Source organism: Lentzea sp. NPDC004782 (assembly GCF_040609115.1).
Classification (GTDB): Bacteria; Actinomycetota; Actinomycetes; order Mycobacteriales; family Pseudonocardiaceae; genus Lentzea.
The window spans coordinates 120,106-141,889 of sequence record NZ_JBEXJN010000025.1; the positions used below are offsets into that span (position 1 = coordinate 120,106).

At 68.4% G+C, this 21,784-nt stretch carries 21 protein-coding genes and 1 riboswitch; of the genes, 10 read left to right on the forward strand and 11 right to left on the reverse strand.

Annotated elements, in window-relative coordinates; all coding sequences use genetic code 11:
* The first annotated feature begins 394 nt into the window (after nt 1-394).
* The 3 genes from ABZV40_RS23800 to ABZV40_RS23810 are packed head-to-tail and all read left to right on the forward strand — an operon-like array spanning nt 395 to nt 2,812.
* Nucleotides 395-1,843: an MFS transporter gene (locus ABZV40_RS23800; protein ID WP_355445356.1), complete on the forward strand. Its 1,449-nt coding sequence runs from the start codon at nt 395-397 to the stop codon at nt 1,841-1,843.
* A gap of 10 nt (nt 1,844-1,853) precedes the next feature.
* Complete coding sequence (locus ABZV40_RS23805; protein WP_355445359.1) at nt 1,854-2,537, forward strand: TetR/AcrR family transcriptional regulator C-terminal domain-containing protein; 684 nt, start codon at nt 1,854-1,856, stop codon at nt 2,535-2,537.
* Nucleotides 2,534-2,812 carry a hypothetical protein gene (locus tag ABZV40_RS23810; protein ID WP_355445362.1) on the forward strand — a complete coding sequence of 93 codons (279 nt, stop codon included), beginning with the start codon at nt 2,534-2,536 and terminating at the stop codon, nt 2,810-2,812. The genes ABZV40_RS23805 and ABZV40_RS23810 overlap by 4 nt, the downstream gene beginning before the upstream one ends.
* Before the next feature lie 33 nt (nt 2,813-2,845).
* Here ABZV40_RS23810 and ald read toward each other — a convergent pair whose 3' ends face one another.
* Complete coding sequence (gene ald, locus ABZV40_RS23815; RefSeq protein WP_355445365.1) at nt 2,846-3,958, reverse strand: alanine dehydrogenase; 1,113 nt, start codon at nt 3,956-3,958, stop codon at nt 2,846-2,848.
* Nucleotides 3,959-4,062: 104 nt separating this feature from the next.
* Nucleotides 4,063-6,306 (reverse strand): alpha-L-fucosidase, encoded by a 2,244-nt coding sequence (locus tag ABZV40_RS23820; protein WP_355445368.1) that lies wholly within the window; start codon nt 6,304-6,306, stop codon nt 4,063-4,065.
* Between the two features lie 139 nt (nt 6,307-6,445).
* Nucleotides 6,446-6,538: riboswitch (glycine riboswitch) on the forward strand.
* 62 nt (nt 6,539-6,600) lie between these two features.
* Here ABZV40_RS23820 and gcvH point away from each other — a divergent pair.
* The 3 genes from gcvH (at nt 6,601) to ABZV40_RS23835 (ending at nt 9,325) form a co-directional block, all read left to right on the forward strand.
* The gene (gcvH, locus tag ABZV40_RS23825; protein ID WP_355445371.1) at nt 6,601-6,981 is read left to right on the forward strand and encodes a glycine cleavage system protein GcvH; all 381 of its coding nucleotides are present in this window, start codon (nt 6,601-6,603) and stop codon (nt 6,979-6,981) included.
* Nucleotides 6,982-6,984: 3 nt separating this feature from the next.
* Entirely contained in the window at nt 6,985-8,349 is a 1,365-nt protein-coding gene (locus ABZV40_RS23830) for an L-serine ammonia-lyase (protein WP_355445373.1), read from the forward strand.
* Between the two features lie 85 nt (nt 8,350-8,434).
* Nucleotides 8,435-9,325, forward strand: coding sequence for a cytochrome P450 (locus ABZV40_RS23835; RefSeq protein WP_355445376.1), 891 nt, complete (start codon nt 8,435-8,437; stop codon nt 9,323-9,325).
* A 3-nt stretch (nt 9,326-9,328) separates the two neighbouring features.
* Here the strand turns inward: ABZV40_RS23835 and ABZV40_RS23840 are convergent, their stop codons facing one another.
* From ABZV40_RS23840 to ABZV40_RS23850, 3 genes are all read right to left on the reverse strand, one after another.
* The gene (locus tag ABZV40_RS23840) at nt 9,329-9,685 is read right to left on the reverse strand and encodes a helix-turn-helix domain-containing protein (protein ID WP_355445379.1); all 357 of its coding nucleotides are present in this window, start codon (nt 9,683-9,685) and stop codon (nt 9,329-9,331) included.
* Between the two features lie 78 nt (nt 9,686-9,763).
* Entirely contained in the window at nt 9,764-11,353 is a 1,590-nt protein-coding gene (locus tag ABZV40_RS23845; protein ID WP_355445382.1) for a TROVE domain-containing protein, read from the reverse strand.
* 486 nt (nt 11,354-11,839) lie between these two features.
* On the reverse strand, nt 11,840-12,490 hold the full coding sequence (locus ABZV40_RS23850) for a VTT domain-containing protein (RefSeq protein ID WP_355445385.1): 651 nt from the start codon (nt 12,488-12,490) through the stop codon (nt 11,840-11,842).
* A gap of 71 nt (nt 12,491-12,561) precedes the next feature.
* Here ABZV40_RS23850 and ABZV40_RS23855 point away from each other — a divergent pair, with 71 nt between their 5' ends.
* On the forward strand, nt 12,562-12,966 hold the full coding sequence (locus ABZV40_RS23855; RefSeq protein ID WP_355445388.1) for a hypothetical protein: 405 nt from the start codon (nt 12,562-12,564) through the stop codon (nt 12,964-12,966).
* Here ABZV40_RS23855 and ABZV40_RS23860 read toward each other — a convergent pair.
* Nucleotides 12,963-13,271 carry a transcriptional regulator gene (locus tag ABZV40_RS23860; protein ID WP_355445391.1) on the reverse strand — a complete coding sequence of 103 codons (309 nt, stop codon included), beginning with the start codon at nt 13,269-13,271 and terminating at the stop codon, nt 12,963-12,965. The genes ABZV40_RS23855 and ABZV40_RS23860 overlap by 4 nt on opposite strands.
* Nucleotides 13,268-13,888, reverse strand: coding sequence for a hypothetical protein (locus ABZV40_RS23865; protein WP_355445393.1), 621 nt, complete (start codon nt 13,886-13,888; stop codon nt 13,268-13,270). Before ABZV40_RS23865 ends, ABZV40_RS23860 begins: the two co-directional genes overlap by 4 nt.
* Nucleotides 13,889-14,159: 271 nt before the next feature.
* Between ABZV40_RS23865 and ABZV40_RS23870 the strand changes: the two genes are divergently transcribed.
* Nucleotides 14,160-16,427: a Tat pathway signal sequence domain protein gene (locus ABZV40_RS23870; protein ID WP_355445396.1), complete on the forward strand. Its 2,268-nt coding sequence runs from the start codon at nt 14,160-14,162 to the stop codon at nt 16,425-16,427.
* A 55-nt stretch (nt 16,428-16,482) separates the two neighbouring features.
* Here the strand turns inward: ABZV40_RS23870 and ABZV40_RS23875 are convergent, their stop codons facing one another.
* Complete coding sequence (locus ABZV40_RS23875) at nt 16,483-16,863, reverse strand: SSI family serine proteinase inhibitor (protein ID WP_355445399.1); 381 nt, start codon at nt 16,861-16,863, stop codon at nt 16,483-16,485.
* A gap of 87 nt (nt 16,864-16,950) precedes the next feature.
* The gene (locus ABZV40_RS23880; RefSeq protein WP_355445402.1) at nt 16,951-17,808 is read right to left on the reverse strand and encodes an SGNH/GDSL hydrolase family protein; all 858 of its coding nucleotides are present in this window, start codon (nt 17,806-17,808) and stop codon (nt 16,951-16,953) included.
* Nucleotides 17,809-17,907: 99 nt separating this feature from the next.
* Between ABZV40_RS23880 and ABZV40_RS23885 the strand changes: the two genes are divergently transcribed.
* Nucleotides 17,908-19,185, forward strand: coding sequence for an MFS transporter (locus ABZV40_RS23885; protein WP_355445405.1), 1,278 nt, complete (start codon nt 17,908-17,910; stop codon nt 19,183-19,185).
* On the opposite strand, the gene ABZV40_RS23890 is transcribed toward ABZV40_RS23885, so the two are convergent.
* Together ABZV40_RS23890 and ABZV40_RS23895 are read right to left on the reverse strand one after the other, a co-directional pair.
* The gene (locus ABZV40_RS23890) at nt 19,117-19,968 is read right to left on the reverse strand and encodes a hypothetical protein (RefSeq protein ID WP_355445408.1); all 852 of its coding nucleotides are present in this window, start codon (nt 19,966-19,968) and stop codon (nt 19,117-19,119) included. The two genes, ABZV40_RS23885 and ABZV40_RS23890, sit on opposite strands and share 69 nt — an antisense overlap.
* The gene (locus ABZV40_RS23895) at nt 19,965-20,912 is read right to left on the reverse strand and encodes an SPFH domain-containing protein (protein WP_355445411.1); all 948 of its coding nucleotides are present in this window, start codon (nt 20,910-20,912) and stop codon (nt 19,965-19,967) included. Before ABZV40_RS23895 ends, ABZV40_RS23890 begins: the two co-directional genes overlap by 4 nt.
* A gap of 48 nt (nt 20,913-20,960) precedes the next feature.
* Here ABZV40_RS23895 and ABZV40_RS23900 point away from each other — a divergent pair, with 48 nt between their 5' ends.
* Complete coding sequence (locus tag ABZV40_RS23900; RefSeq protein ID WP_355445414.1) at nt 20,961-21,647, forward strand: NUDIX domain-containing protein; 687 nt, start codon at nt 20,961-20,963, stop codon at nt 21,645-21,647.
* Nucleotides 21,648-21,784 lie beyond the last annotated feature (137 nt).

Consider the following 21,784-nt stretch of genomic DNA (forward strand, 5'->3'; position numbering starts at 1 on the left):
GCACCGCGGGCGGGGGAATTCACTCGTTTGCTGGACGGGCCGAACACGGGCAGTGGTCCAGTCGGGGAAACTTTCTGTGCGCGTTTGGGCGGGGGTGCTGGGCGCGGCCGTGCCGGGCCCGCTATATTTGGTTCCGGCGGCCCCGCTCCCAGTGACCCCCAGGCTGGTTGAGCGCGGCCGCCCTTTACGTACGCGGGCCTCGGTGCTCGTTGGCCTTCGGCCAACTTCGCCGAGGCCCGCAGTGTTTGTCGGGGGGACGACCCCCGAACCCCCGCAGGTTCAGGCGCTGTGCGCCTTCACGGTTCTGTGCGCCACCACGATCGCTTCCGCAGACTTCCTTGCGTCGCGAGGTCTCGTACGCTGTAAGGTGCTCGTACACCGTAAGGGGGATGAGATGACTTCGACGACCGAGGAGGTCGGGGTGCGCCCGCACCCCCAGCGCTGGGCCGTGCTCGGCGTGCTCTGCCTGTCCGTGATGGTCGTGGTGCTCGACAACACCGTGCTGAACGTGGCGATCCCGTCGATCTCCACGGGACTGCACGCCAGCACCGCCGACATCCAGTGGATGATCAACGCGTACTCGCTCGCGCTGGCGGGCCTGCTGCTCACGACCGGCAGCCTGAGCGACCGGTTCGGCCGCAAGAAGGCGTTGCTGGCCGGTCTTCTGCTCTTCGGCGCGGGCAGCGCCGTGGCGGCCTGCGCGGGTTCGCCGCAGGCGTTGATCGCGGCACGCGGCTTCATGGGCGTCGGTGCCGCGATGCTGATGCCCGGCACGCTGGCCGTGCTGATGCAGTTGTTCGACGAGAGGGAACGCCCGAAGGCCATCGGCATCTGGGCCGCGGTCACGAGCCTCGGCTTCGCGGCCGGTCCGGTGATCGGCGGCGCGCTCATCAGGAACTTCTGGTGGGGTTCGGTGTTCCTCATCAACGTGCCGGTGGCGGCCCTCGCCATCGCGGCCGTCGCGGCGCTGGTGCCGGAGTCGAAGGACCCGGCCGTGCGCAGGCCCGACGTCGTCGGCTCGATCCTGTCGATCATCGGCATGGTCTCGCTGGTGTACGCGGTGATCTCGGTGCCGGAGCACGGGTTCGGCTCGCCGGAGTTCGGGGTGCCGGTCGCGCTCGGCGTGGTCGCCATGACGGCGTTCGCGTGGTGGGAACGGCACACCGCGGAACCGATGCTGGACCTCGGGTTCTTCAAAGACCGCCGCTTCACCGGTGCGGTGGCGTCGGGGGTGCTGGCCGCGTTCGGCATGGCGGGCTCGCTCTTCCTGCTGACGCAACACCTTCAGGGCGTGCTCGGCTACAGCCCGTTGGAGGCGGGTGTCCGCGTGGCGCCGATGGCGATCGCGTTGCTCGTCACCAGCAACACCCTGGGCCAGCTCGTGCTGAAGCTGGGCGCCGGCAAGGCGATGCTGCTCGGCATGACGATCGTCGCAGGCGGCGTGGTGCTGCTGTCGATCGGCAACACCTACCCGCCGACGCTGGCCGGGCTCGTCCTCATCGGCGTCGGAGTCGGTGTGGCGCAACCGGTTGCGGTCAACGCGCTGATGGGTTCCATCCCGCCGGAACGCGCGGGTATCGCGTCCGGGTTGTCGAGCACGCTGACGGAACTGGGTTCCTCGTTCGGCATCGCCGTGCTGGGCGCGCTGTTGTCGGCCCGGTTCGCCGCCGCGCTGCCGGACGGCGTCCCGTCGCGGTCCCTCTCCGAAGCACTGCACAGCGGGGCGGACATCACGGTCGTGCGCGACGCGTTCTCGTCCGGCATGAGCGTGAGCCTCGTCATCGGCGCGGTCGCGGTGTTCCTGGGAGGTGTTGTGGCCAGCGTGTTGTTGCGACGTGCCTAGGATCGCCGGTGTGGACAGCGTGTGGTTCGGCAAACCGAGACCCGGCAGCGGCCAGCCCCTCGGGCTGAGCCGGGAGGTGATCGTCCGCAAGGCCGTGGAGGTGCTGGACGAGCACGGCCTGCAGAAGCTGTCCATGCGCAAGCTCGCCGCCGAGCTCGGTGCCGCCCCGATGTCGCTGTACTGGCACGTGCCGACGAAGGACGCGTTGATCGAGCTCTGCCTCGACGAGATCTACGGCGAGTTCGACCTGCCTGCGCCCGACGCCGACTGGGAGCCCGCGTTGCGCGGGATGATGCACTCGTTGCGTCATCTCGCGCTCAAGCACCCGTGGTGGGTCCGCGGCATCGGCGAGTTCAACAGCATCGGCCCGAACGCCGTGGCGATGGCGGACTCGATGCTTGAAACCATGCTGCGCGCCGGCCTGTCGATCGCCGCGGCGGCGCAGTCGGTGTCGGCGGTGTCCAGCTACGTCATGGGCCACGCGATCGCCGAGGTGAACTTCACCGCCAGGGGCGGGATGGACGCCCCGCCGCCGGACCTGGGCAAGATCGCCGACCTGTACCGGGAGAAGCACCCCCGTTACGTCGCGATGCTCGGCGAGCAGGAGGTGTGGTCGCTGGAGGGGCAGTTCGAGTTCGGGCTGGACTGCGTGATCGACGGCATCAAGGCGCGCGTCACGGCGCTGCGGTCGTGAGCTGGTCCGTCGACGGCTCGCTCCGGCGGCCCGTTGAGGTCACCGCTCTGCTGCGGCGCGCTCGCGTGGTGCTCTGCATCGCGATCGCACTCGCGGCAGCGGATCTCGGCGGTGGCGCGTACTTCGACGAGCACCGCGGCTTCGTCGTGGAGGCCGGTGCGCACGACCCGCGCGAGATGATCGCGAGAACGCGGCTCGCACCGAACGACCTCACGTTCGCCGAGCGCTGCGAGCGGTATCTGGCCGGAGGAAAGGCGAAACCCCCGCAGCCTTGATCGCGTGCGGGGGCCTCATTCATTCAGTTGGTCTCAGACAACGGTCTCCAGCGGCGTGTGCACGAGGCCGGTCGCCTCGGCCACCGGGCCGTTGGTCAGCTGACCGGCGTGGGCGTTGAGGCCCAGGGCCAGCGAACGGTCGTCCTTCAGCGCCTTCTCCCAGCCCTTGTCGGCCAGCGCGACCGCGTAGGGCAGCGTGACGTTGGTCAGGGCGTAGGTCGAGGTGCGCGGGACGGCGCCGGGCATGTTCGCCACGCAGTAGAAGACCGAGTTGTGGACCTCGTAGGTCGGCTCGGCGTGCGTGGTGGCACGGGAGTCCTCGAAGCAACCGCCCTGGTCGATCGCGATGTCGACGAGCACCGAGCCCGGCTTCATGTCGGCGACCAGCGCGTTCGACACGAGCTTCGGGGCAGCGGCACCCGGCACCAGCACGGCGCCGATGACCAGGTCGGCCTCGCGGACGGCCTGCTCGATGGCGAACGAGTTGGACGCCAGCGTGCGCAGGCGACCCTGGAACTGGGCGTCGATCTGGCGCAGGCGGTCGACGTTGGTGTCGAGGATCTGCACGTCCGCGCCCATGCCGACGGCGATGGTGGCGGCGTTGAGGCCCGCCACGCCGCCGCCGATCACGACCACGCGGGCCGGGGCGACGCCGGGGACGCCACCGGGCAGCACGCCGCGGCCGCCGGAGGGCTTCATCAGGGAGAACGCGCCGACCTGCGGGGCCAGCCGGCCCGCGACCTCGGACATCGGGGCGAGCAGCGGCAGCGCGCGGTTCGGCAGCTGCACGGTCTCGTAGGCGATGGCCGTGGTGCCGGACGCGAGCAGCGCCTCGGTCAGCGGCTTGTCGGCGGCGAGGTGCAGGTACGTGAAGAGGGTCTGGCCGGCGCGCAGCCGCGGGTACTCCTCGGCGATGGGCTCCTTGACCTTGAGGACCATGTCGCCCTCCGCCCACACGTCGTCGGCCGAAGCGAGGATCTTGGCGCCCGCGGCGAGGTACTCCTCGTCCGTGATCGCGGAACCCAGACCGGCGCCCTGCTCGACGAACACGTCGTGGCCGCGGCTGGTCAGCTCGTGAGCGCCCGCCGGGGTGAGGGCGACGCGGTACTCGTGGTTCTTGATCTCGCGGGGAACTGCGATCCGCACGATGACTCCTCCGTTCGGGCTGGCCTCTGTGCACCAATCTGAGGCAGCCGGAAGGTCATGTCACCGTGCGGATCGCACTATCCCGTCACTGTCCGGTTGTTCTGTCAGGACAAAGCCACTTTGAACACCCATGCGTGCTCGCCGACGCCCGCAGGCACGTCCACCACGAGTTTTCCACCCGATCGGGTCCACTTCAGGGGTTTGTCGCAGCCCAGCAGCGTGACGCGGTCACCGTCCTTGATCGGCACCGGAGCGTCGACCACGAGCTGTGGGCCCGGCTGGGCCAGCGAGGTGATGTAGAAGGCCTCGTTCGGCTTTACCGTGAACCGCAGCGAACCCAGCTGGGCCATCCGCGACCAGTACGTCGTGCCGTAGATCGACTCGCCGTTCGTGCGCAGCCAGGCGCCCGTCTCGCGCAGCCGCTGCTGCATGATCTCGGGGATCGAGCCGTCCGCCCTCGGGCCGATGTCCAGCAGGAAGTTGCCGTTCTTGGACGTCGTGTCGACCAGCGTGCGGATCACCTCGTCCGCGGTCATGTACATCGAGTCCGGCGTCGCCCGGTTCCACCCGTACGAGCGCGGGTCGAGGCCGCGCGAGGCCTCCCACTTCTTCACCACGGTGTTCGGGTACGTCGCGTACTCCGGCGTCGTGTAGTCGTGGGTCTGGATGCCGCACCGGTCGTCCACCGTCACGTCCTTGGGCACCGCCCGGTTCTTGGCCTTGTTGAAGTAGTCCGCCAGCACCCGCCGCGAGTCGTTCGCGCCGCCGATGTCGCACCAGATGACGTCCGGGTCGTACCCGTCGACCAGCTCGGTCATCTGCGGTGCCTGGTAGTCGTGCACGAAGTCACGTCCTGCCTGGTAGCCGGTGTAGGGCTCGGGGGCTCCGCTCCACGGGTTGCGCGGCGCGTGGCCGCTCCACGGGCTGTCCGGGTTGAACCACTCGGGCATCGAGAAGTAGAGCCCGTTCTTGAGGCCCGGCGTGTACTTGCGCGACGCGTCGAACAGCTCCTTCACCAGGTCGCGATGAGGGCCGAGGTCGACGGCGTCACGGCCGGACACCTTCGAGTCCCACAGCGCGAAACCCTCGTGGTGCTTGGAGGTCAGCACGTAGTACTTCGCCCCGGCCTCCTCGAAGAGCCGCACCCACTCGCGCGGGTCGAACTTCGCGGCGGTGAACTGCGGGATGAACTGGTCGTAGGCGAAGTCCTTGCCGTACGTCGCCGCGTGGTACGGGTTCACCGCGTTGTTCGGGTCCTGCATCCACTGCCAGTACCACTCCGCGTACTGCTCACCCGGTGGCGACCACGCGGGCACCGAGTAGAGCCCCCAGTGGATGAAGATCCCGAACTTGGCGTCGTCGAACCAGTACGGCGACTCGTGCGCGGCCAACGACGCGTCCATCGCCTGGTAGTCGGCGACGCCCAGGGAGAACCTGGCGTTCTGCGAGGCCGAGACGCGGCCCGACCGCGCCGTCACCTTCCCGTCGAACGTGCCGGTCCGGTAGGCGTGGATCCCGATCCGCACCCGCGCCTCCTCGCCGGGCGCGAGCCGTTTCACCGACGCCGGCTGCAGCGTCACGACCCCCAGTCCCTCGGCGCGCACGGAGATGTTGGACACCCACTGGTCACCGAGGTTCACGACGGTCGCCTCGATCGTCTGACCGCCCACGCGCGGCAGCTTGGTCGTGCTGCGCGCGGCACGGACCGCGAGCACCTGCCCCTTGCCCGCCGGCTGCACCGACAGCGCGAACACGTGCAGCGAGGACTTGCCCTCCGCGGCCGGGCTCGTCACCGGCAGCGTGACGGCTACCGCCTCCTTCTGGGGATCCGCCCACAGTTGTGCGGTGCCGATCGACACGGGGTGCTCGTCACGGCCGCCCGGCGAGTACCGGAACGGCGCGGAGATCGGACCACTGCCCGAATACCAGTCGGGCCCGCTGATCGCTCCGGTGGTCGAGGACCCGTCCGCGTAGTGCACGGTGGCGGTACCGCCGGCCGCTCCGTACGAGGACGCCACGAGCAGGTGCACGGTCAGGTAGTGCCCTCGCGGCAGGTCGATCCGCTGGCCGAGAGCGACCACGTTGTTGTTCTTGGTCTGTGAATTTCCCGGGAAGAGGTACGGCACGCCATCGGCCGTGACCTGCCCGGACGGCAGTGCTTCCGCGGGGAACGCGTAGCCGGAACCGTCGAAGTTCCCGGTCCGGTCCGACGCCGTGTCGATGCCGTCGTTGTCGAAGAGGTGGCTGATGGGAACGGTGACGGGAGCCGGTGCCTCCGCAGCCGTGGCGGTGGGGACGGGAGTCAGCACCAGTGTGGTGAGCAAGGCGACGATGAACGGTTTCCGCATGAGACCTCCGATGTCTGCCTGCACTCACCATGGCAGCGCTCTCCCCGATGTCAACCGTCTCGCGTTGACACTTGGCGGTGGCCGCACATAGCGTTCGCGCTCGAGAACTGAAGACCGGCCGCGGTGCCCGTGAGGCACCAGAACCCGAGTGGGAGAGACCTCGACGAAGAAGTCGGGGCGCCGAAGGGGCAAGCTCCCGCACACTCTCAGGCAGCAAGACCGCTCGGGGTAGGCAACTCTGCACGGCGGAGGGGGCTGTTACCAGACCGAGCCGTCATAGCCAGAGGAGTCGTCGTGGAGTTCCCCGAGAACCTGCTCTACACCCACGAGCACGAGTGGGTCGACTGGACGCCGGGTACCCAGGACCCGCTGACCTGCGGCATCACCGCCTACGCGGCCGACGCGCTCGGCGACATCGTGTTCGTCCAGCTGCCCGAGGTGGGCGCGAAGGTCGTGTCGAACGAGGTGTGCGGCGAGCTCGAGTCCACCAAGTCGGTCAGCGACCTGTTCTCCCCGGTCACCGGTGAGGTCATCGAGGTCAACGGCGCGGTCGTGGACGATCCGGCGATCATCAACAACGACCCGTACGGCCAGGGCTGGCTCTTCCGCGTGCGCGTGGAGTCCGCGGAGAACCTGCTCACCGCCGCCAAGTACGCGGAACTGACCAAGGACTGATCAGTGGCGATCAGCGTTTTCGACCTGTTCTCCGTCGGCATCGGACCGTCCAGCTCCCACACCGTCGGCCCGATGCGCGCGGCGGCGATGTTCGTCGAGAAGCTCGGCGCGCGTGTGTCCGAAGTGGACCGCGTGCACGTCGAGCTGTTCGGCTCGCTCGGCGCGACCGGGCACGGCCACGGCAGCCCGAAGGCCGTGTTCCTCGGCCTGGAGGGCAACCTGCCGGAAGAGGTCGACCCGACGGTCGCGGCGGCCCGCGTCGAGGAGATCGTCACCGGCGGGCGGCTGCGGCTCGGCGGCGTGCACGAGATCGGCTTCGTGCACGACCGCGACCTCGTCATGCACCGCCGCAAGTCGCTTCCGTTGCACCCCAACGGGATGAGCTTCGAGGCTTACAAGGGCGACGAGTCCGTCGAGCACGCCGTGTACTACTCGGTCGGCGGCGGTTTCGTCGTCGACGAGAACGCCTCGGGCACCGACCGGATCAAGCCGGACACCACGCCGTTGCCGCACCCGTTCCTCACCGGTGACGAACTGCTCGCGCGCTGCCGGGAGACCGGTCTGTCGATCAGCGAGATCATGATGGCCAACGAGCTGTCGTGGCGGACTGAAGACGAGGTGCGCCAAGGACTTCTGCACATCTGGCACGTGATGCAGGAGTGCGTGGAACGCGGCTGCACCGAGCACGGCGTCCTGCCCGGCGGCCTCAAGGTCCGCCGCCGCGCCGCCGAGATGCGCAAGCGGCTGGAGGGCGAGCACTTCGTCACCGACCCGCTGCGGGTCATGGACTGGGTGACGCTCTTCGCGTTGGCGGTCAACGAGGAGAACGCGGCCGGCGGCCGGGTCGTCACCGCGCCGACCAACGGCGCGGCCGGCATCGTCCCGGCGGTCCTGCACTACTACACGAAGTTCGTGCCGGGAGCCAACGACGACGGCGTCGTCAGGTTCCTCCTCACCGCGGGCGCGATCGGCGTGCTGTTCAAGGAGAACGCCTCGATCTCCGGCGCCGAGGTCGGGTGCCAGGGCGAGGTCGGCTCGGCCTGCTCGATGGCCGCCGGCGGGCTCGCCGAGGTCCTCGGTGGCACCCCGGAACAGGTCGAGAACGCCGCCGAGATCGCCATGGAGCACAACCTCGGCCTGACCTGCGACCCGATCGGCGGCCTGGTCCAGATCCCGTGCATCGAGCGCAACGCCGTCGCGTCGATCAAGGCGATCACCGCGGTGCGCATGGCGTTGCGCGGCGACGGCTCGCACTTCGTGTCGCTGGACAAGGTCATCAAGACCATGCGCGACACCGGCAAGGACATGTCGGTGAAGTACAAGGAAACCGCGCGTGGCGGCCTCGCCGTCAACGTCATCGAGTGCTGAGTTTCCACGACACTTTGGCGGGCGTGCGTCTCAACTGCGCCATGTGCACTTTCGTGACGCACGCCCGCTGCCACACTCGCGCTTTGTGGTCACCGCGTACGAGCCTCTGAACTCGCAGCACATCGCGAACCCGTACCCGCTGTTCGTGCACTTCCGGGCGTGCGAACCGGTGTTCTTCAGCGAGAAGAACGGTTACTGGGTGGTCAGCCGGTACGGCGACGTCGTGCGGGTGCTGAGAGACCCGAGCTTCGTCGCCACGTCCCACCACCTGGATCCCCAGGTGCGCAAAGCACTTCAGGGCGCCTTCTCGGCGCGGCGGATGGCCGAGCTGGAACCGCTGGTCCGCGACTGCGCCGACCGCCTGATCGACGGCTTCCCGCGCTACGGCCACGGCGACTTCGTACCGCTGTTCGCCGACCCGTTCCCCGCCGCGGTGATGCGGCACGCGATCGGCACCCTGTCACCGGAAGAGCAGAAACCGTTGGCGGACTTCGGCATGACGGTCAACGTGCTCGCGCTCGGCCTGCGCTCGCTGCTCGCCGGCCGCCGCAGGCACTGGATCGACATCGTCGACGACCCCGCCACGATCCCGTCCGTGATCGAGGAACTGCTGCGCTACGAAGGCCCGATGGTGAGCCTTTTCCGGCACGCCACCGAGGATGCCGAGATCGGGGGACATCCGGTGCCGGCGGGGGCGAAGGTGCAGCTGCTGCTGGGCGCCGCGAACCGCGACGAGGCCGTCTACCAGTGCCCGGAGTCGTTCGACCCGTCACGGCAGATGCCGACCGTGCACCTCTCACTCGGTGCGGGAGCGCACTTCTGCGTCGGCGCGCCACTCGCGCGCATGCAAACCCGTGTGGCGCTGGAACAGCTGTCGTCCCGGCTGCCCGGACTGCGGCTCGCACCGGGCCAGCCCGTCACGTTCCGGCCGGACCTGCGCATGCGCGTGCCGGACCGGTTGATCGTCGAGTGGTGAACCCTACTTGCGGCTGTCGTACGCGCGCTGTGCTTCGAGCACGTCCGGCATGCGCGCTTCGAGCAGGTGGATCAGCGACAGCAACCGCTCGGCCGTCTCGCGGCCGAGCGGCGTGAGGCTGTAGTCGACGCGCGGCGGGTTCGTCGGCTGCGCCTCGCGGTGCACCAGACCGTCCCGTTCCAGCGCGTGCAGCGTCTGCGACAGCATCTTCTCGCTGACTCCGTCGACCCTGCGGCGCAGCTCGTTGAACCGCAGCGACCCGTCCACGAGGGCGCCCAGCGTCAGGCTGCCCCACTTGCCGGTGACGTGCTCCAGCGTCGGGCGCGACGGGCACGCCTTGGCGAACACGTTGTACTCCACACCTGCATACTAACTGATAGTTAGTGGTCGATGAAGGGCGCCTTGTCACACCTGAGGTGGAACAAGGCGCCCTTCATCTCAGAACGGCCAGTCGGCGTTCTGGCCTGCTTCGAGCAGCGGAACCATCCGGAACGTCGCGTCGGTCAGGCCACCGAACTCGTGGCGGTTGGCCCGGCCGGTCGCGAACGCCGCCTGCCGGTACCCGTTCAGGTTGAAGCCGTAGATCGGCACGTGCCGCGGCACGGCGTCCGCGACGCCCTGGCTGTAGTGGCCGCCGATCGTCTGCATGTCCGAGATGATGAACACGCGGTCGTGGCCCCGGTAGGTCCGCTGCAGCGACCCGACGATGTCGGTGCCGTGCCCGACCTCGCCGATCCGCTGCAGGAACCGGTCGATCTCGCGGATGACCGACGCTCCGCGTGCAACGTCGTGCCGGAACGTGCCGTCCGCGAACCCGACGACGTCGACCTGCTCGCCCTTGGCGCCCAGAGCGACACCGAAGACCGCCGCGGCCTTGGCCGGGGTGACCTTCGACTTCGCCGAGATCGTGCCGTGCGTCATCGACGCCGAGGTGTCGACGAGGACCAGCGACCGGCCCGGCAGTGCCGGCAGGTTCGCGAGCGACGCCTGCAGCGCCTGGTCCAGGGCGTGGCCCCAGCGCAGGCTCGGTGCCGCCTCGTACGCCGACAGGAACCGGAACGGGAACTGCCGCGAGCGCGCGACCTGGCCGGGGTCGGCCAGCCGTGCCGCGACCTTCGCCGCCGCCTCGTCGGACATGCCCGCCTCGTCGAAGTTGCGCAGGTTGCGCAGCAACGCCATGTAACCCATCGACGGCGCGAGCGCTTCCCACACCTGCCTCGTCAGCGGACCCTGCAGCCATCCGGCCACGGCCTCCCACGTCATCCCGGCCCCGCGCAGCACGTCGGCCGCGTCGGGCCGGTCGAACAACGCCCGGCGCTGCTCGACCGGCCACGTCATGAGCTCACGCCGGGCCGCGATCACGCGCAGCGCCTCCGGCACCGCGACGTCGGGGGTGCGGCGGCGGTCCAGCACGTGCTGGAACAGCGAGCCCTGCCACGACGCGGCGGGCGAGGGGTGCACGAGGTTCAGCACGTCGGCCATGCGGAAGCCGCGGGCGTCGCTGTCCCACTTGAGGACCGCGCGCTCGTCGTAGAGCCGCCGGACCGCGTCGGCGATGCCGCGCTTGATCGGCTTCGGCACGCGTCGGCCGTTCGTGCTCGTCCAGTAGGCGAGGAGCTCACCCGGCTCGTCCGCGCGCTGCAGCACCGACTCGACGACCGCGCGGTTGGTGACGCCCGCGTCGGAGGAGGCGGTGAGCCGGGCGTGGACGAACTCGGCGGCGCCGACGAGCGACGCGGTGCGCATGTTCGCCTCGCCGCGCAGCCACTTCAGCAGGCGTGCGGTCCACACGGGATCCGTGAGCGCCGCCTCGTGGACGAGCTGAGCGAACCGGGTGTCGCGCTGAGCGCCGGACTCGTAGAAGGTGTTCTCGCCGCCCATGTTCGACACGGCGAGCAGGAACAGCTCGGACTTCGTGTCGCGGACGTGACCGTCACCGCCCTCGTAGGTGTGGACGGTCGGCGTCGGCACCGTGGCGATCGGGCTGGTGCCCGCCGGACGTGCGCGGAAGATGTTGAACTTCGCCATCGGCTCTTCCCCCTCAGAACAAAAGAAGGGGAGCCCACGAACTCCACACGTGCCCGAGATCAAGGTCGCGGAAGGTACGTTGCTGCTCTGCCAGACTGAGCTACGGCCGCGATGGCCGGCAGGATTCGAACCTGCGACCCGCCCATCCCAGGTGGAAGTAACCCTCTGCTGCGCACCGGACACGTGTGAAGTTGTGCGCTCCCGAGATCAAACCGCCAACGGGACATTTGCGTTTTGAAGACGAAGTAACCGTTGGCTTCGCACCGGGTGCGATTCTCATACAACCACGCCGCGCCAGCGATTTAATTCGGCCGGGGGGATGGAGTTGTGGGCGCCCGAGATCAAGTCGCGGAAGGTGACGTGCTCACCGAGGTGAGCGAAGACCGGCCGAAACCGGCTTCAGGAGTCGAACCTGAGCAACCAGAAGTAACCCTCCGCTGCGCACCGGGCGCACATCCATGCAACCACGCCGCGCCAGCGATTTTTCTAGGGCGACGCCTTCACGAGTCGTCGCAGCAGGTAGAACAGCCCGACGGTGACCAGGAAGCCGACCGCGCTGATCATCACGATCTGCTCGACCGTCTCGGCTTTCGAACCGGCGAAGACGTAGGCGGCGCAAATCGGCACGGTTCCGACGAGGGTGTAGAACATGAAGGACTGAAACGACACCCGTGAGACACCCGCGGACACGGACACGGTCTCCGCCATCATCGGAATGCCGCGCGCCACCCCGAAGAACCAGGGCCCGAACTGACGGCCCCAGCGCCGCATTTCGGTTAGTTCCTCAATGGTTACAACGCGGCGCACCAGCCACGGTCCGGCATACCTCCCGAGCGCGTATCCTGCGGCGGAGGAACCCAGGGATCCGACGATCGCGAGTGCCAGCCCGAGCGGCAGGCCGAGTGCCGTTCCCGCCAGCACGATGAGCGGAGTGGACGGCACGGGCAGCAACACGTCCAGGACGAGCAGGACGAAGATCGCCACCGCCGCCCACACCGGGTCGATGCCACGCACCCACGTGATCACTCCCTCGAAGTCGATCAGGTCGAGCGCCTCGAACACGATCCAGCTCAGCAGCACGAAGCCGAGCACGACGAACGGTATCCACTTCCACCGAACGCCCGTCTCATAACTCATCGGGTGATGGTCGCCCACCTCGATGCGCCGGACAATCCGCCAGTGGCGCAGGTTCCGTGAAGGAGACACACATGAGTGACGACCTCGTGCCGTTTCTCGGACACTGGGTGCTCGATCCGGCACGCTCCGCGTACACCGGCGGCACGCCACCCCGAAGCGGTCACTACGACCTGAGTCTGGACGGCGAGCGGCTGATCGTCAGCATCGAGGGCGTGCTGGGGTCGGGTGATCCCATCCGCACCGGGTACACATTGGACCTGTGGCAGGACACGCCGATGAGCGTGGGCAAGGTCGACCGCGTGCGCACGGTGGTCGAGCCGCGCCGGTTCTGCACGATCGCCTACGCGGGCGCGCAAGCGGTTGCGCGGGCGTGGCGGATCCTGGGCAACCTCAACGAGATGACGATCGTGCAGTCCGCCTCCGACCAGTTCGGCGTGTGGCGCGACGACGTTTCGGTGTACCGCAGGCAGTTCTAGAGGCTGTCGTGCCGGTCCAGCAGTGCCCGCAGCGCGGCCATCTCCGCAGCGAGGGCGGTGCGGCCGGCCTCGGTGATGTGCAGCCACGTCTTGGGGCGCTTGCCCTCGTAGCCCTTCTCGACCTCGACCAGGCCGGCCTGTTCCAGCACGGTGATGTGCCGCGACAGGTTGCCCGCGGTCAGTTCCAGCACCGACCTGAGGTACGAGAACTCCACCCGTTTCGTCTCGGCCGCGATGGTCAGCACGCCGAGCCGGTGTCGCTGGTGGACGGTGTCGTCCAGCCCCGCCGTGGGGTTCTCGCTCATCCGCCCATCTCCCGTCGCACGGATCCGATGATCCCCCCGGCCAGGAGCACGACCGCGGGCAGGGCGGTGCTCGCGTACTGCTCGACCGCGTACGGCCGGGTGAACCCGAACCGGCTCGCCTCGTTCACGAACAGCGCGGTGGCGGTGAAGATCGCCACGGTGACCGTGCACACCGCGCTGCGTTCCAGGTGGGCGAGCCCGGCCAGTCCCGCGGCCAGCACGAGCATCGGGCCGTACGGGTAGACCGTCACGAAGTGCGCGAGACCGAACAGCACGAGCACCGCGAGCGTGAAGACGACGCTGCGCACGCGCCACGTCGCCGCCACGATCACCGCCGCGGTGATCGGCAGCGCGAGCTGCCAGTCGGCCAGGCCGAAGAAGAGCTTGCTCAGTACCGGAACGCCGATCAGCGGCAGCACCAGCAGGAAGATCGTGACCTGGGCGTAGAGCGAGGTCGGCGTCTCCACGCCGACCTGCGCCGCCCGCCACCGGTACCACCGGACGACCGCGAGATAACCGCACAGCAGCGCGACGAGCCAGTACCCGTGCCGGTCCGCGCGGACGCGCTTGCGCATCGCGGCCAGTTCGACGAGCAGACCCCGCGGATCTTCAGTCATGATCAGTCCCCCAACTGCACTCGACTGCAATCAGGTTTGCATTGCAAACCTGATTGGTCAAGGGCGCGGCCGGTGGGGAACGAGTGGTCGCATACGTCGGGTGCCCAGGGCCAGCAGCAGGAACGTGATCGGGAAGCCGATCGCGGTGAACGCGAAGCCCCCGTGGTCTCGTGCCCGGGTACGCCCCTTGACTCAGACCGGGACCTCACGAAAGATCCGATGAATCGCCGCCGCGAGGACCTGACCGCACAGCGAAGTGAGGTGCCCGAAAGTGGTCGAACTCAACCGGCGCACGCTGATCGGAGGCGCGTTGGCCGGGGTAGCGGGCAGTACGCTGCTCCCTGGCAGCGCCTCCGCCGGCGAAAGCTTCAACTGGCAGGACTTCATCGGGTCATCGGATCTCATCTGGAAGAAGATGCCCACGACCTGGTTCGAGGGTCCGTACCTCGGCAACGGCTTCCTGGGGTCGGGCATCTACGCCGAGCCGAACGCCAACGCGATCAGGTTCAACGTCCAGCACTCCCAGGTGCAGGACCACCGGCCGGAGTTCGGGGCGCTGTTCGGCCTCGCCCGGCTGCCCATCGGCTACTTCACGCTCGAACCCGTCGGCGCGATCACCGGCGTCGACCTGCGCCTGGACCTGTGGAACGCCGAGCTGACCGGCACGATCACGACCGCCGCGGGCAGCCTGAGGATCCGCGCGTTCATTCACACCAAGCGCGACCTCTACGCGATCGACGTGCAGGCCAGCGAGGGCGAGCGCGCGTTCAGGTGGGTCTTCCACCCGCTCAAGGCGATCAGCCCGCGCACCGACCCGAAGTGGAACAAGCCCGCACCGGCGGGCTTCACCGACAACCCGCCCGTGCAGCTCACGAGTTCCGGTGACGTGCAACTGGCCGTGCAGCCGTTGAACGCGGGCGGCGAGCACGTGACGGCGTGGCGCGAGGTCACCCGTGGCACGAGACGCACGCTGTTCACCAGCGTCGCGTGGTCACATCCGGCGAAAACCGCGGTGCGCAAGGCGATCGGCAACGTCCGGTGCGGCTCGGTTGACGGTCTCGCCGTCGACCACCGGTTGTGGTGGCACGACTTCTACCGCAGGAGCTTCCTGTCCATTCCGGACAAGAGACTGCAGGCGTTCTACTGGATCCAGCTCTACAAGTTCGCCTCGGCGGCGCGCAGGGAGGCGCCCGCGATCGCGACCTGCGGGCCGTGGCTGGAGAACACGCCGTGGCCCAACACGTGGTGGAACCTCAACGTGCAGCTGGAGTACTGGCTGATCCACGGCTCCAACCACCTCGACTTCGACGCCGTCACGTACTCGGTCGACAGGTACCGCGACGCGCTCGTCGAGCAGGTTCCCGCCGAGTACCGGCACGACTCGGCCGGCATGCCGCGCACCACCGACACGGTGCTCAACAACGGCGCGGGCATCGGCAACTCCGGTTACGGCGTCGGCGTTCCCGGCCAGGAGGTGCCGACGCCCGAGGTCGGCAACCTGACCTGGACGTTGCACAACGTCTGGCTGAGCTACCGGCACACCATGGACGACCGGATCCTGCGCAACGTGCTGTTCCCGTTGCTGCGCAGGGCCATCAACTACTACTTCCACTTCCTGACCAGGGGCTCGGACGGCAAGTGGCACCTGCCGATCACGTTCTCGCCCGAGTACGGCGTGAACTCGCCCGACACCAACTACGACCTCGCGCTGATCCGGTGGGGCTGCCGGACGTTGCTGGAGTCCGCGAAGTCGTTGCGCGTCAACGACCCGTTGATCCCGAAATGGCAGGACACGCTCGCGAACCTCACGCCGTATCCCGTGGACGCCAACGGGTTCATGATCGGCGCCGGGGTGCCGTTCGCGAAGTCGCACCGGCACTACTCGCACCTGCTGCAGATCTACCCGCTTTACGAGGTCACGTGGGAGGACCCGGCGCAGCGGCAGGTGATCGAGACGTCGCTGAACCACTGGATCAGCTTCGAGGGCGCGTTGCAGGGTTACACGTTCACCGGCGCGGCGTCGATCAGCGCGCAGATGTTGCGCGGTGACAAGGCGGACTTCTACCTCGGTGAGCTGATGCGCCGGTACATCAAGCCGAACACGATGTACCAGGAGTCCGGTCCGGTCATCGAGACGCCGTTGTCCGCGGTGCAGTCCATGTACGACATGCTGTGCCAGAGCTGGGGTGGCGTGATCCGGGTGTTCCCGGCCGTTCCGTGGCCCGAGATCTCGCTCGGCAACTTCCGGACGCAGGGCGCGTTCCTGCTGTCGGCCTCACGGCAGAAGGGCGCCACGCGGTGGATCAAGCTGCGCAGCGAGGCCGGTGCGCCGTGCGTGGTGCGGACGGACATCAGTAACCCGGTGGTGCGGGACCGCTGGGGACGCCCGAAGCGCTTTTCGGTGCTGCCCAACGGAGATCTGCGCATCGAGCTGGGGCGCGGTGAGGAGGCCGTCATCCACCGCGACGGCGACAGGCCGGACCTGAACGTCGGCCCGGTGATCGGTGCTCCGGCGCCGTCTTGGGGGTTGCCGACGTAGAACGTCACCGGTGTTCCAGCGCGACGGCGGTGCGCTGGAACACCGGTGACGCGGCCTAGAAGTCGAAGACCTCGCCGGTGAACGCGCGCACCACGCACGGGTTCGAGTACACCTGCTGGAAGTCGACCTTCTTGTTGCGCCACTTGCCGCGCAGGATCGCCTTGGTCGGGTTCAGCTCCATCGTGCACATCGCGCCGCTGCCGGGCAGCCGGCGGAAGTCGCCCTCGACGGGGATGAGCTGGTCGCACGCCTCCTTGGCGTGCTTGTGCAGCCCGCCTGCCGGTTCGCAGTTGAGCTGGGTGGTGCTGAGGATGCCCATCTCCGGCTGCAACGACAGCACCAGGCCTGATGCAGGGGGAGGCGCTGCCTGGGCCGTCGCGGGGACGACCGGCGCGGCGAGCGCGAGGCAGGCAAACAGGAGTCGGGTCTTTGCCATGCCACCACTCTGGCGTGGCGAAGACCCGGAACTCCAACCAACTCAGCGGTAACACCAGATCGTGTAAACCGCCACAACGGTGTGCAACTAGACGCCGGTTGATTCCGTCCCGGCGAGTGCCGCGGCGACCTGCTCACCCACCGCAGCCATGCCGTTGGCGTTCGGGTGAACCGGGAACGCGGGGCTCGTCGGGATGATGCCCTCGACCCACTTGTCCCACGGTGCCGCGCACGTGTCGCGACCGAGGCTGATGTCGTAGGGGTTCACGAAAGTGGCACCGGCGGCCTCGGCCTGGGCGCCGAGCATTCCGTTGAGCTGCTTCTGCACGTTGTCGAGGTACGGCACGTCGCCCTTCGAGATGGGCACGATCGGCCAGCAGCCGCCGGACGGCGGCAGGATCCGCAGGTAGGCGACCACGACGATCCTGGCCTTCGGCGAGCGCTGCTTGATGCCGTTCAGCACCGCGGCGACCTTCGGGGCGGTGGCGTCGACCCGTTGCGCGAGCTCGTCGCCGTAGTTCGCCTTGCAGGGCGCGCCGTTCGGGTCGAGCAGGCTCTTGCCGGCGCAGGTCAGGATGATGTCCATGAAGCCGATGTCGTTGCCGCCGATGGAGACCGTGACGAGGTCCGTGTCGGGCTTGAGCGCGGCCAGCTGTGCGGTGGACTGGCCGGGGATGCCGCTCTGGGCGGTGAACATGTCCTTCGTCTGCGCGCCACCGCAGGAGATGTCGGTGAAGTCGGCGATGCCGAGCTCGCGTGCGACGACGGACGGGTAGTTCTGCGTCGACTTGAAACAGCTCAGCGGGTCGAGTCGCTGCAGGGGGATGAACGGTCCGGAGACGAACGAATCTCCGAGTGAGACGTAGTTCCGGTACTTCGGCGCGGCCGTGGCGGTGGGGACGAAGAGTGCCGCGATCAGGACGGTGAGCAGGGAAACGACAGTCACTCGGCGCGTCATTGCTACCTCGTTACTGAAGAGTAGGAACGTAAGGCGAAGGGTGACCGGGCCATTGCGCAGTGTCAATCCCTCGACCAGGCTGGAACGATGACGGGGGTACGGAAAGTAGCTGTGGCGTCCGCGATCGGTAACACGATCGAGTTGTACGACTTCCTCTTGTACGGCACGGCGTCGGCGCTGGTGTTCAACAAGATCTTCTTCCCGCAGTTCGACAGTCGCGTCGGCGTGCTGCTGGCGTTCGCCACGTTCGGCGCGGGTTTCGTGGCTCGTCCGCTCGGTGGCGCGGTGATCGGTCACCTCGGCGACCGGCTCGGCCGCCGAGCGATGCTCGTGATCACCCTTTCGGTGACGGGGCTCGCCACGGCGTTGATCGGGCTGCTGCCGTCCTACGCCTCGATCGGCATCGCGGCGCCCGCGCTGCTGGTGCTGCTGCGGGTCCTGCAGGGTTTCTTCATGGGCGGCGAACAGGGCGGCGCGTCGCTGATGGCCGTCGAGCACGCGCCGCCGGGGCGCTGGGGCTGGTACGGCAGCTGGGTCTTCATCGGGTCGCCGATCGGCCTGGTGCTGGCGAACCTGGCGATGTACGTGTCGTCGCGGGTGTCCGGCCCCGACTTGCCGACCTGGGGCTGGCGGCTGCCGTTCCTGTTCTCGGTCGTGCTGGTCGGCATCGGTCTCTACATCAGGCTGCGGGTGGCCGAGAGCCCGCGCTTCACCCGCGCCGAGAAGTCGCGGCTGCCGCTGGCCGAGGTCGTGCGCACGAGGTGGCGGGTGCTGCTGCTCGGTGCGGGCGTGAACCTCGGCTTCCAGATCTTCATCTTCGTGTTGTCGGTCTTCACCATCAACTACGGCCGCGCGGCGCTGCGGATGTCCCCGGACGACCTCCTGGTGGCGCAGGTGGTCGGCGGGCTCGCGCAGGTGGTCTCCGTACCCGTGTTCGCCTGGCTGTCGGACCGGATCGGGCGGTTGCCCGTGATGTTCGGCGGTGCGGTGTTCCAGGCGGCGTTCGCGTTTCCGATGTTCTGGCTCATGGACGCGCGGTGGTTCACCGCGGCGATGGTGCTCGGCTTCATCGGCTCCGGAGCGTTGTTCGGGCCGATGGCGGCCTACTTCGCCGAGTTGTTCCGGACGCGGGTGCGGTTCAGCGGCGTGGCGGTGAGCTACCAGCTCGGCGCCGTGCTCGGTGGAGGACTGGCGCCGTTCGTCGCGACCTCGTTGCTGGGCTACGGAACCTGGGCCGTCGCGGTGTACCTGATCTGCGGTGCCGTGCTGTCGGGCGGTTGCCTGCTGGCGATCGGCTCAGCGCACCAGGCGGAGCCGGCGGGAGGCGAGCCCGACGCTCAGCCGCTGACCCCAGCCGAGGCGTAGCGCGTCGCTCTCGATGCCGTCGCCGAACGCCACCAGCCCGTCGGACTCGACGTCGACCGTCAGCGGCTCGCCGGTGATCTCGCCTTCGGTGTGCTCGATACCGGTGCCCGGCGACGGCCACGCCTCCCGGACGAACCACACGAGCCGCTGCTCGGTCGGTTCGGGGAGGCTCAGCCGGCTTTTCCTTTCCCGGTGGGCACTTGAGCACCAGCCGGTCGCCCCGGTGCCGCTGCCGACGAGGATGCCGGACGACGCCTGGCGTTCGTTCTCGATCCGGTACCGGCTGGTCTGGTGGCTCGGGTGGCCGACGTAGATCTCGTTGAGCGCGCAGAGGGTCTGGCCGTCGTCCGTCCTGGCCTCGACCATCGTGCGTTCTTCCGTGTCGCTGGTGCTGTGCAGGAGCTCTTTCGCTTCGTGCGGCGCGTGTTTCGCCAGCACGCCCCGTTCCGGGTTGATGCCGATCACGGGCTGGCCGTCGAGGTACTTGGCGACGTTGGCGACCAGCCCGTCCTGCCCGACGATGACGACTACGTCCTCGGGCGCGAACAGGAACCGCGACAGGTCTTCCCTCTCGACCACGCCGCGGCGCCAGTCCAGCGGGATGGCGGCGCTGACCTCTCCCAGCGCCCGGCGGGTCTGCTCGTCACGGTCCACCACCTCGTCCAGGGTTCGGTTGCGGGACTTCAGGAAGAACTCGACCTGACCCCGCGTGCCATGCCGTGCGAGCAACTCTGTCAGTTCGGTGCGCCGGTGCACCAGCACAATTCGCGGCGCGAGGCTCATCGGGCGAGCCGTTGCAGGATCGGCTGGATCACGTCCGGGGTCAGCGTGATGCTGCCGATCTCGGGCAGGTTGCCGGCGAGCTCCTTGGCGGCCAGGGCGAACAGCGTTCCCTGCGGGATCTCCTTGTAGGCGTCCAGGCGCGCCTTCTCACCCGCGGCTTCGGCTTCGGCGAGCTTGCGGATGCCCTCGGCCTTGGCGTCGTCGGCGATCCGGCTGGCCCTGGCGTGGTCCTCGGCCTGCTTGAGCGCGTTCGCACCTCGTTGCACGACCAGGAGCTCCTCGCGCTTGGCCAGCTCGATCTGGTTCTGCAGCTCGTTCTCGCTGATCGCTCGTTCTCGTTCGACGGCGATGGCCCGGCGCTCGTAGGTGGCCTTGTCGGCCTCCTGCTGCACCTTCTCGCGGACGGTGGTCTGCAGGGCCTTCTCCATGTCGGCGTCCGGCCGGATGGCGACGACCCGGACGTCGATGATCTGCAGGCCGATGTGGTCCGCGGTCAGGTTCTCGCCGACGGCCTGCTTGACCCGCTCGACGCCGGTCTTGATGGCGGTTTCGAGGTCGAGGGTGCCGAGGATCTTGAGGGCGTGCTGCTGGGTGCTCTCGGTGAGGGTGTTGGCGATCTGGCTCAGCGGGTCCTGGCGCCACGTGCCGGTGTCGGGGTCGATCGAGAAGTCGATCCGGTTGGTAGCGGTCTCGGGGTCGGTGCAGCGGTAGGTGACGGTCAGCTGGACCGTCACGTCCTGGTAGTCGCTGGTACGGGCGTGGAAGAGCATCGGGAGCTCGCGGTCGTCCACCGGGACTTCGCTCAGGACGGCGGTCCTGGGGCGGAACCAGAAGCTCAGGCCGGTGCCCTCGTGGACCACCCTGCCCTTGCGGATGTGTCTGATGTGGACCGTGGGGGCTCCTCTGAGGTGCCTGAGCCCGGGGTAGCTGCTGATGTCGGCCATCGTCGTTCTCCTTGTCGTCAATCTGACGATAACCCTATACTCGGGGACGTGTACTCGCCAAGTGATTTCCCGCCCTTCGCGGTCACGGTCGATCTGGTGGTGCTGACCGTGCGGTCCGACGCGCTGTGCGCCCTGCTGGTCCGGCGCGGGGAGGCCCCGTTCCGCGGGCGGTGGGCGTTGCCCGGCGGGTTCGTTCAGGTGGCCGAGTCGGTGGATGCCGCTGCTGTCCGGGAGCTGGCTGAGGAGACGGGGGTGTCCGGCCTGCACCTGGAGCAGCTGGCCACGTACGGGGAGCCTCGGCGGGATCCGCGGATGAGGGTCGTGTCGGTGGCCTACCTGGCGTTGGCGCCTGACCTGCCTGTGCCTGTGGCCGGGACCGATGCCGCTGCGGCTTCCTGGGTGCCGGTTGCCGAGGTTTCCTCGTTGGCGTTCGACCACTCGCGGATCTTGGCCGATGGGGTGGAGAGGGCTCGGGCCAAGCTGGAGTACACGCCGTTGGGGACTGAGTTCTGTCCCGCTGAGTTCACGGTGGCCGAGCTGCGGCGGGTTTACGAGATCGTGTGGGGGGTTTCGCTGGACCCCCGCAACTTTCATCGGAAGGTGACTGGGGTTCCCGGGCTGTTGGAAGCCACTGGGGAGACGACCACTCGGGACGGGGGACGGCCGGCCGCTCTTTATCGGCGGGGGCCGGCTGCGGTGTTGTATCCGCCGTTGGTGCGGACACCGGGGGCGTAGGTCGGTCCCCTGCCAGAGGTCTTGTCAGAAACCCGTGCTGGGCAGCTACGTGGATGAAGGGCGCCTTCTTCCACCTGGTGTGGAGGAAGGCGCCCATCATCCACCCCACCAGGCGGCGGGTTGCGGAAAACGAAGCT

Bases quoted from the DNA above. Each gene is read 5' to 3' on its own strand.
- ABZV40_RS23885 (WP_355445405.1), top strand. From the start codon at position 17,908: ATGACGGGGGTACGGAAAGTAGCTGTGGCGTCCGCGATCGGTAACACG.
- ABZV40_RS23860 (WP_355445391.1), bottom strand. From the start codon at position 13,271: ATGAGCGAGAACCCCACGGCGGGGCTGGACGACACCGTCCACCAGCGA.
- ABZV40_RS23890 (WP_355445408.1), bottom strand. From the start codon at position 19,968: ATGAGCCTCGCGCCGCGAATTGTGCTGGTGCACCGGCGCACCGAACTG.
- ABZV40_RS23875 (WP_355445399.1), bottom strand. From the start codon at position 16,863: ATGGCAAAGACCCGACTCCTGTTTGCCTGCCTCGCGCTCGCCGCGCCG.
- ABZV40_RS23895 (WP_355445411.1), bottom strand. From the start codon at position 20,912: ATGGCCGACATCAGCAGCTACCCCGGGCTCAGGCACCTCAGAGGAGCC.
- ABZV40_RS23845 (WP_355445382.1), bottom strand. From the start codon at position 11,353: ATGGCGAAGTTCAACATCTTCCGCGCACGTCCGGCGGGCACCAGCCCG.
- ABZV40_RS23850 (WP_355445385.1), bottom strand. From the start codon at position 12,490: ATGAGTTATGAGACGGGCGTTCGGTGGAAGTGGATACCGTTCGTCGTG.
- ABZV40_RS23820 (WP_355445368.1), bottom strand. From the start codon at position 6,306: ATGCGGAAACCGTTCATCGTCGCCTTGCTCACCACACTGGTGCTGACT.
- ABZV40_RS23800 (WP_355445356.1), top strand. From the start codon at position 395: ATGACTTCGACGACCGAGGAGGTCGGGGTGCGCCCGCACCCCCAGCGC.
- ABZV40_RS23855 (WP_355445388.1), top strand. From the start codon at position 12,562: ATGAGTGACGACCTCGTGCCGTTTCTCGGACACTGGGTGCTCGATCCG.
- ABZV40_RS23865 (WP_355445393.1), bottom strand. From the start codon at position 13,888: ATGACTGAAGATCCGCGGGGTCTGCTCGTCGAACTGGCCGCGATGCGC.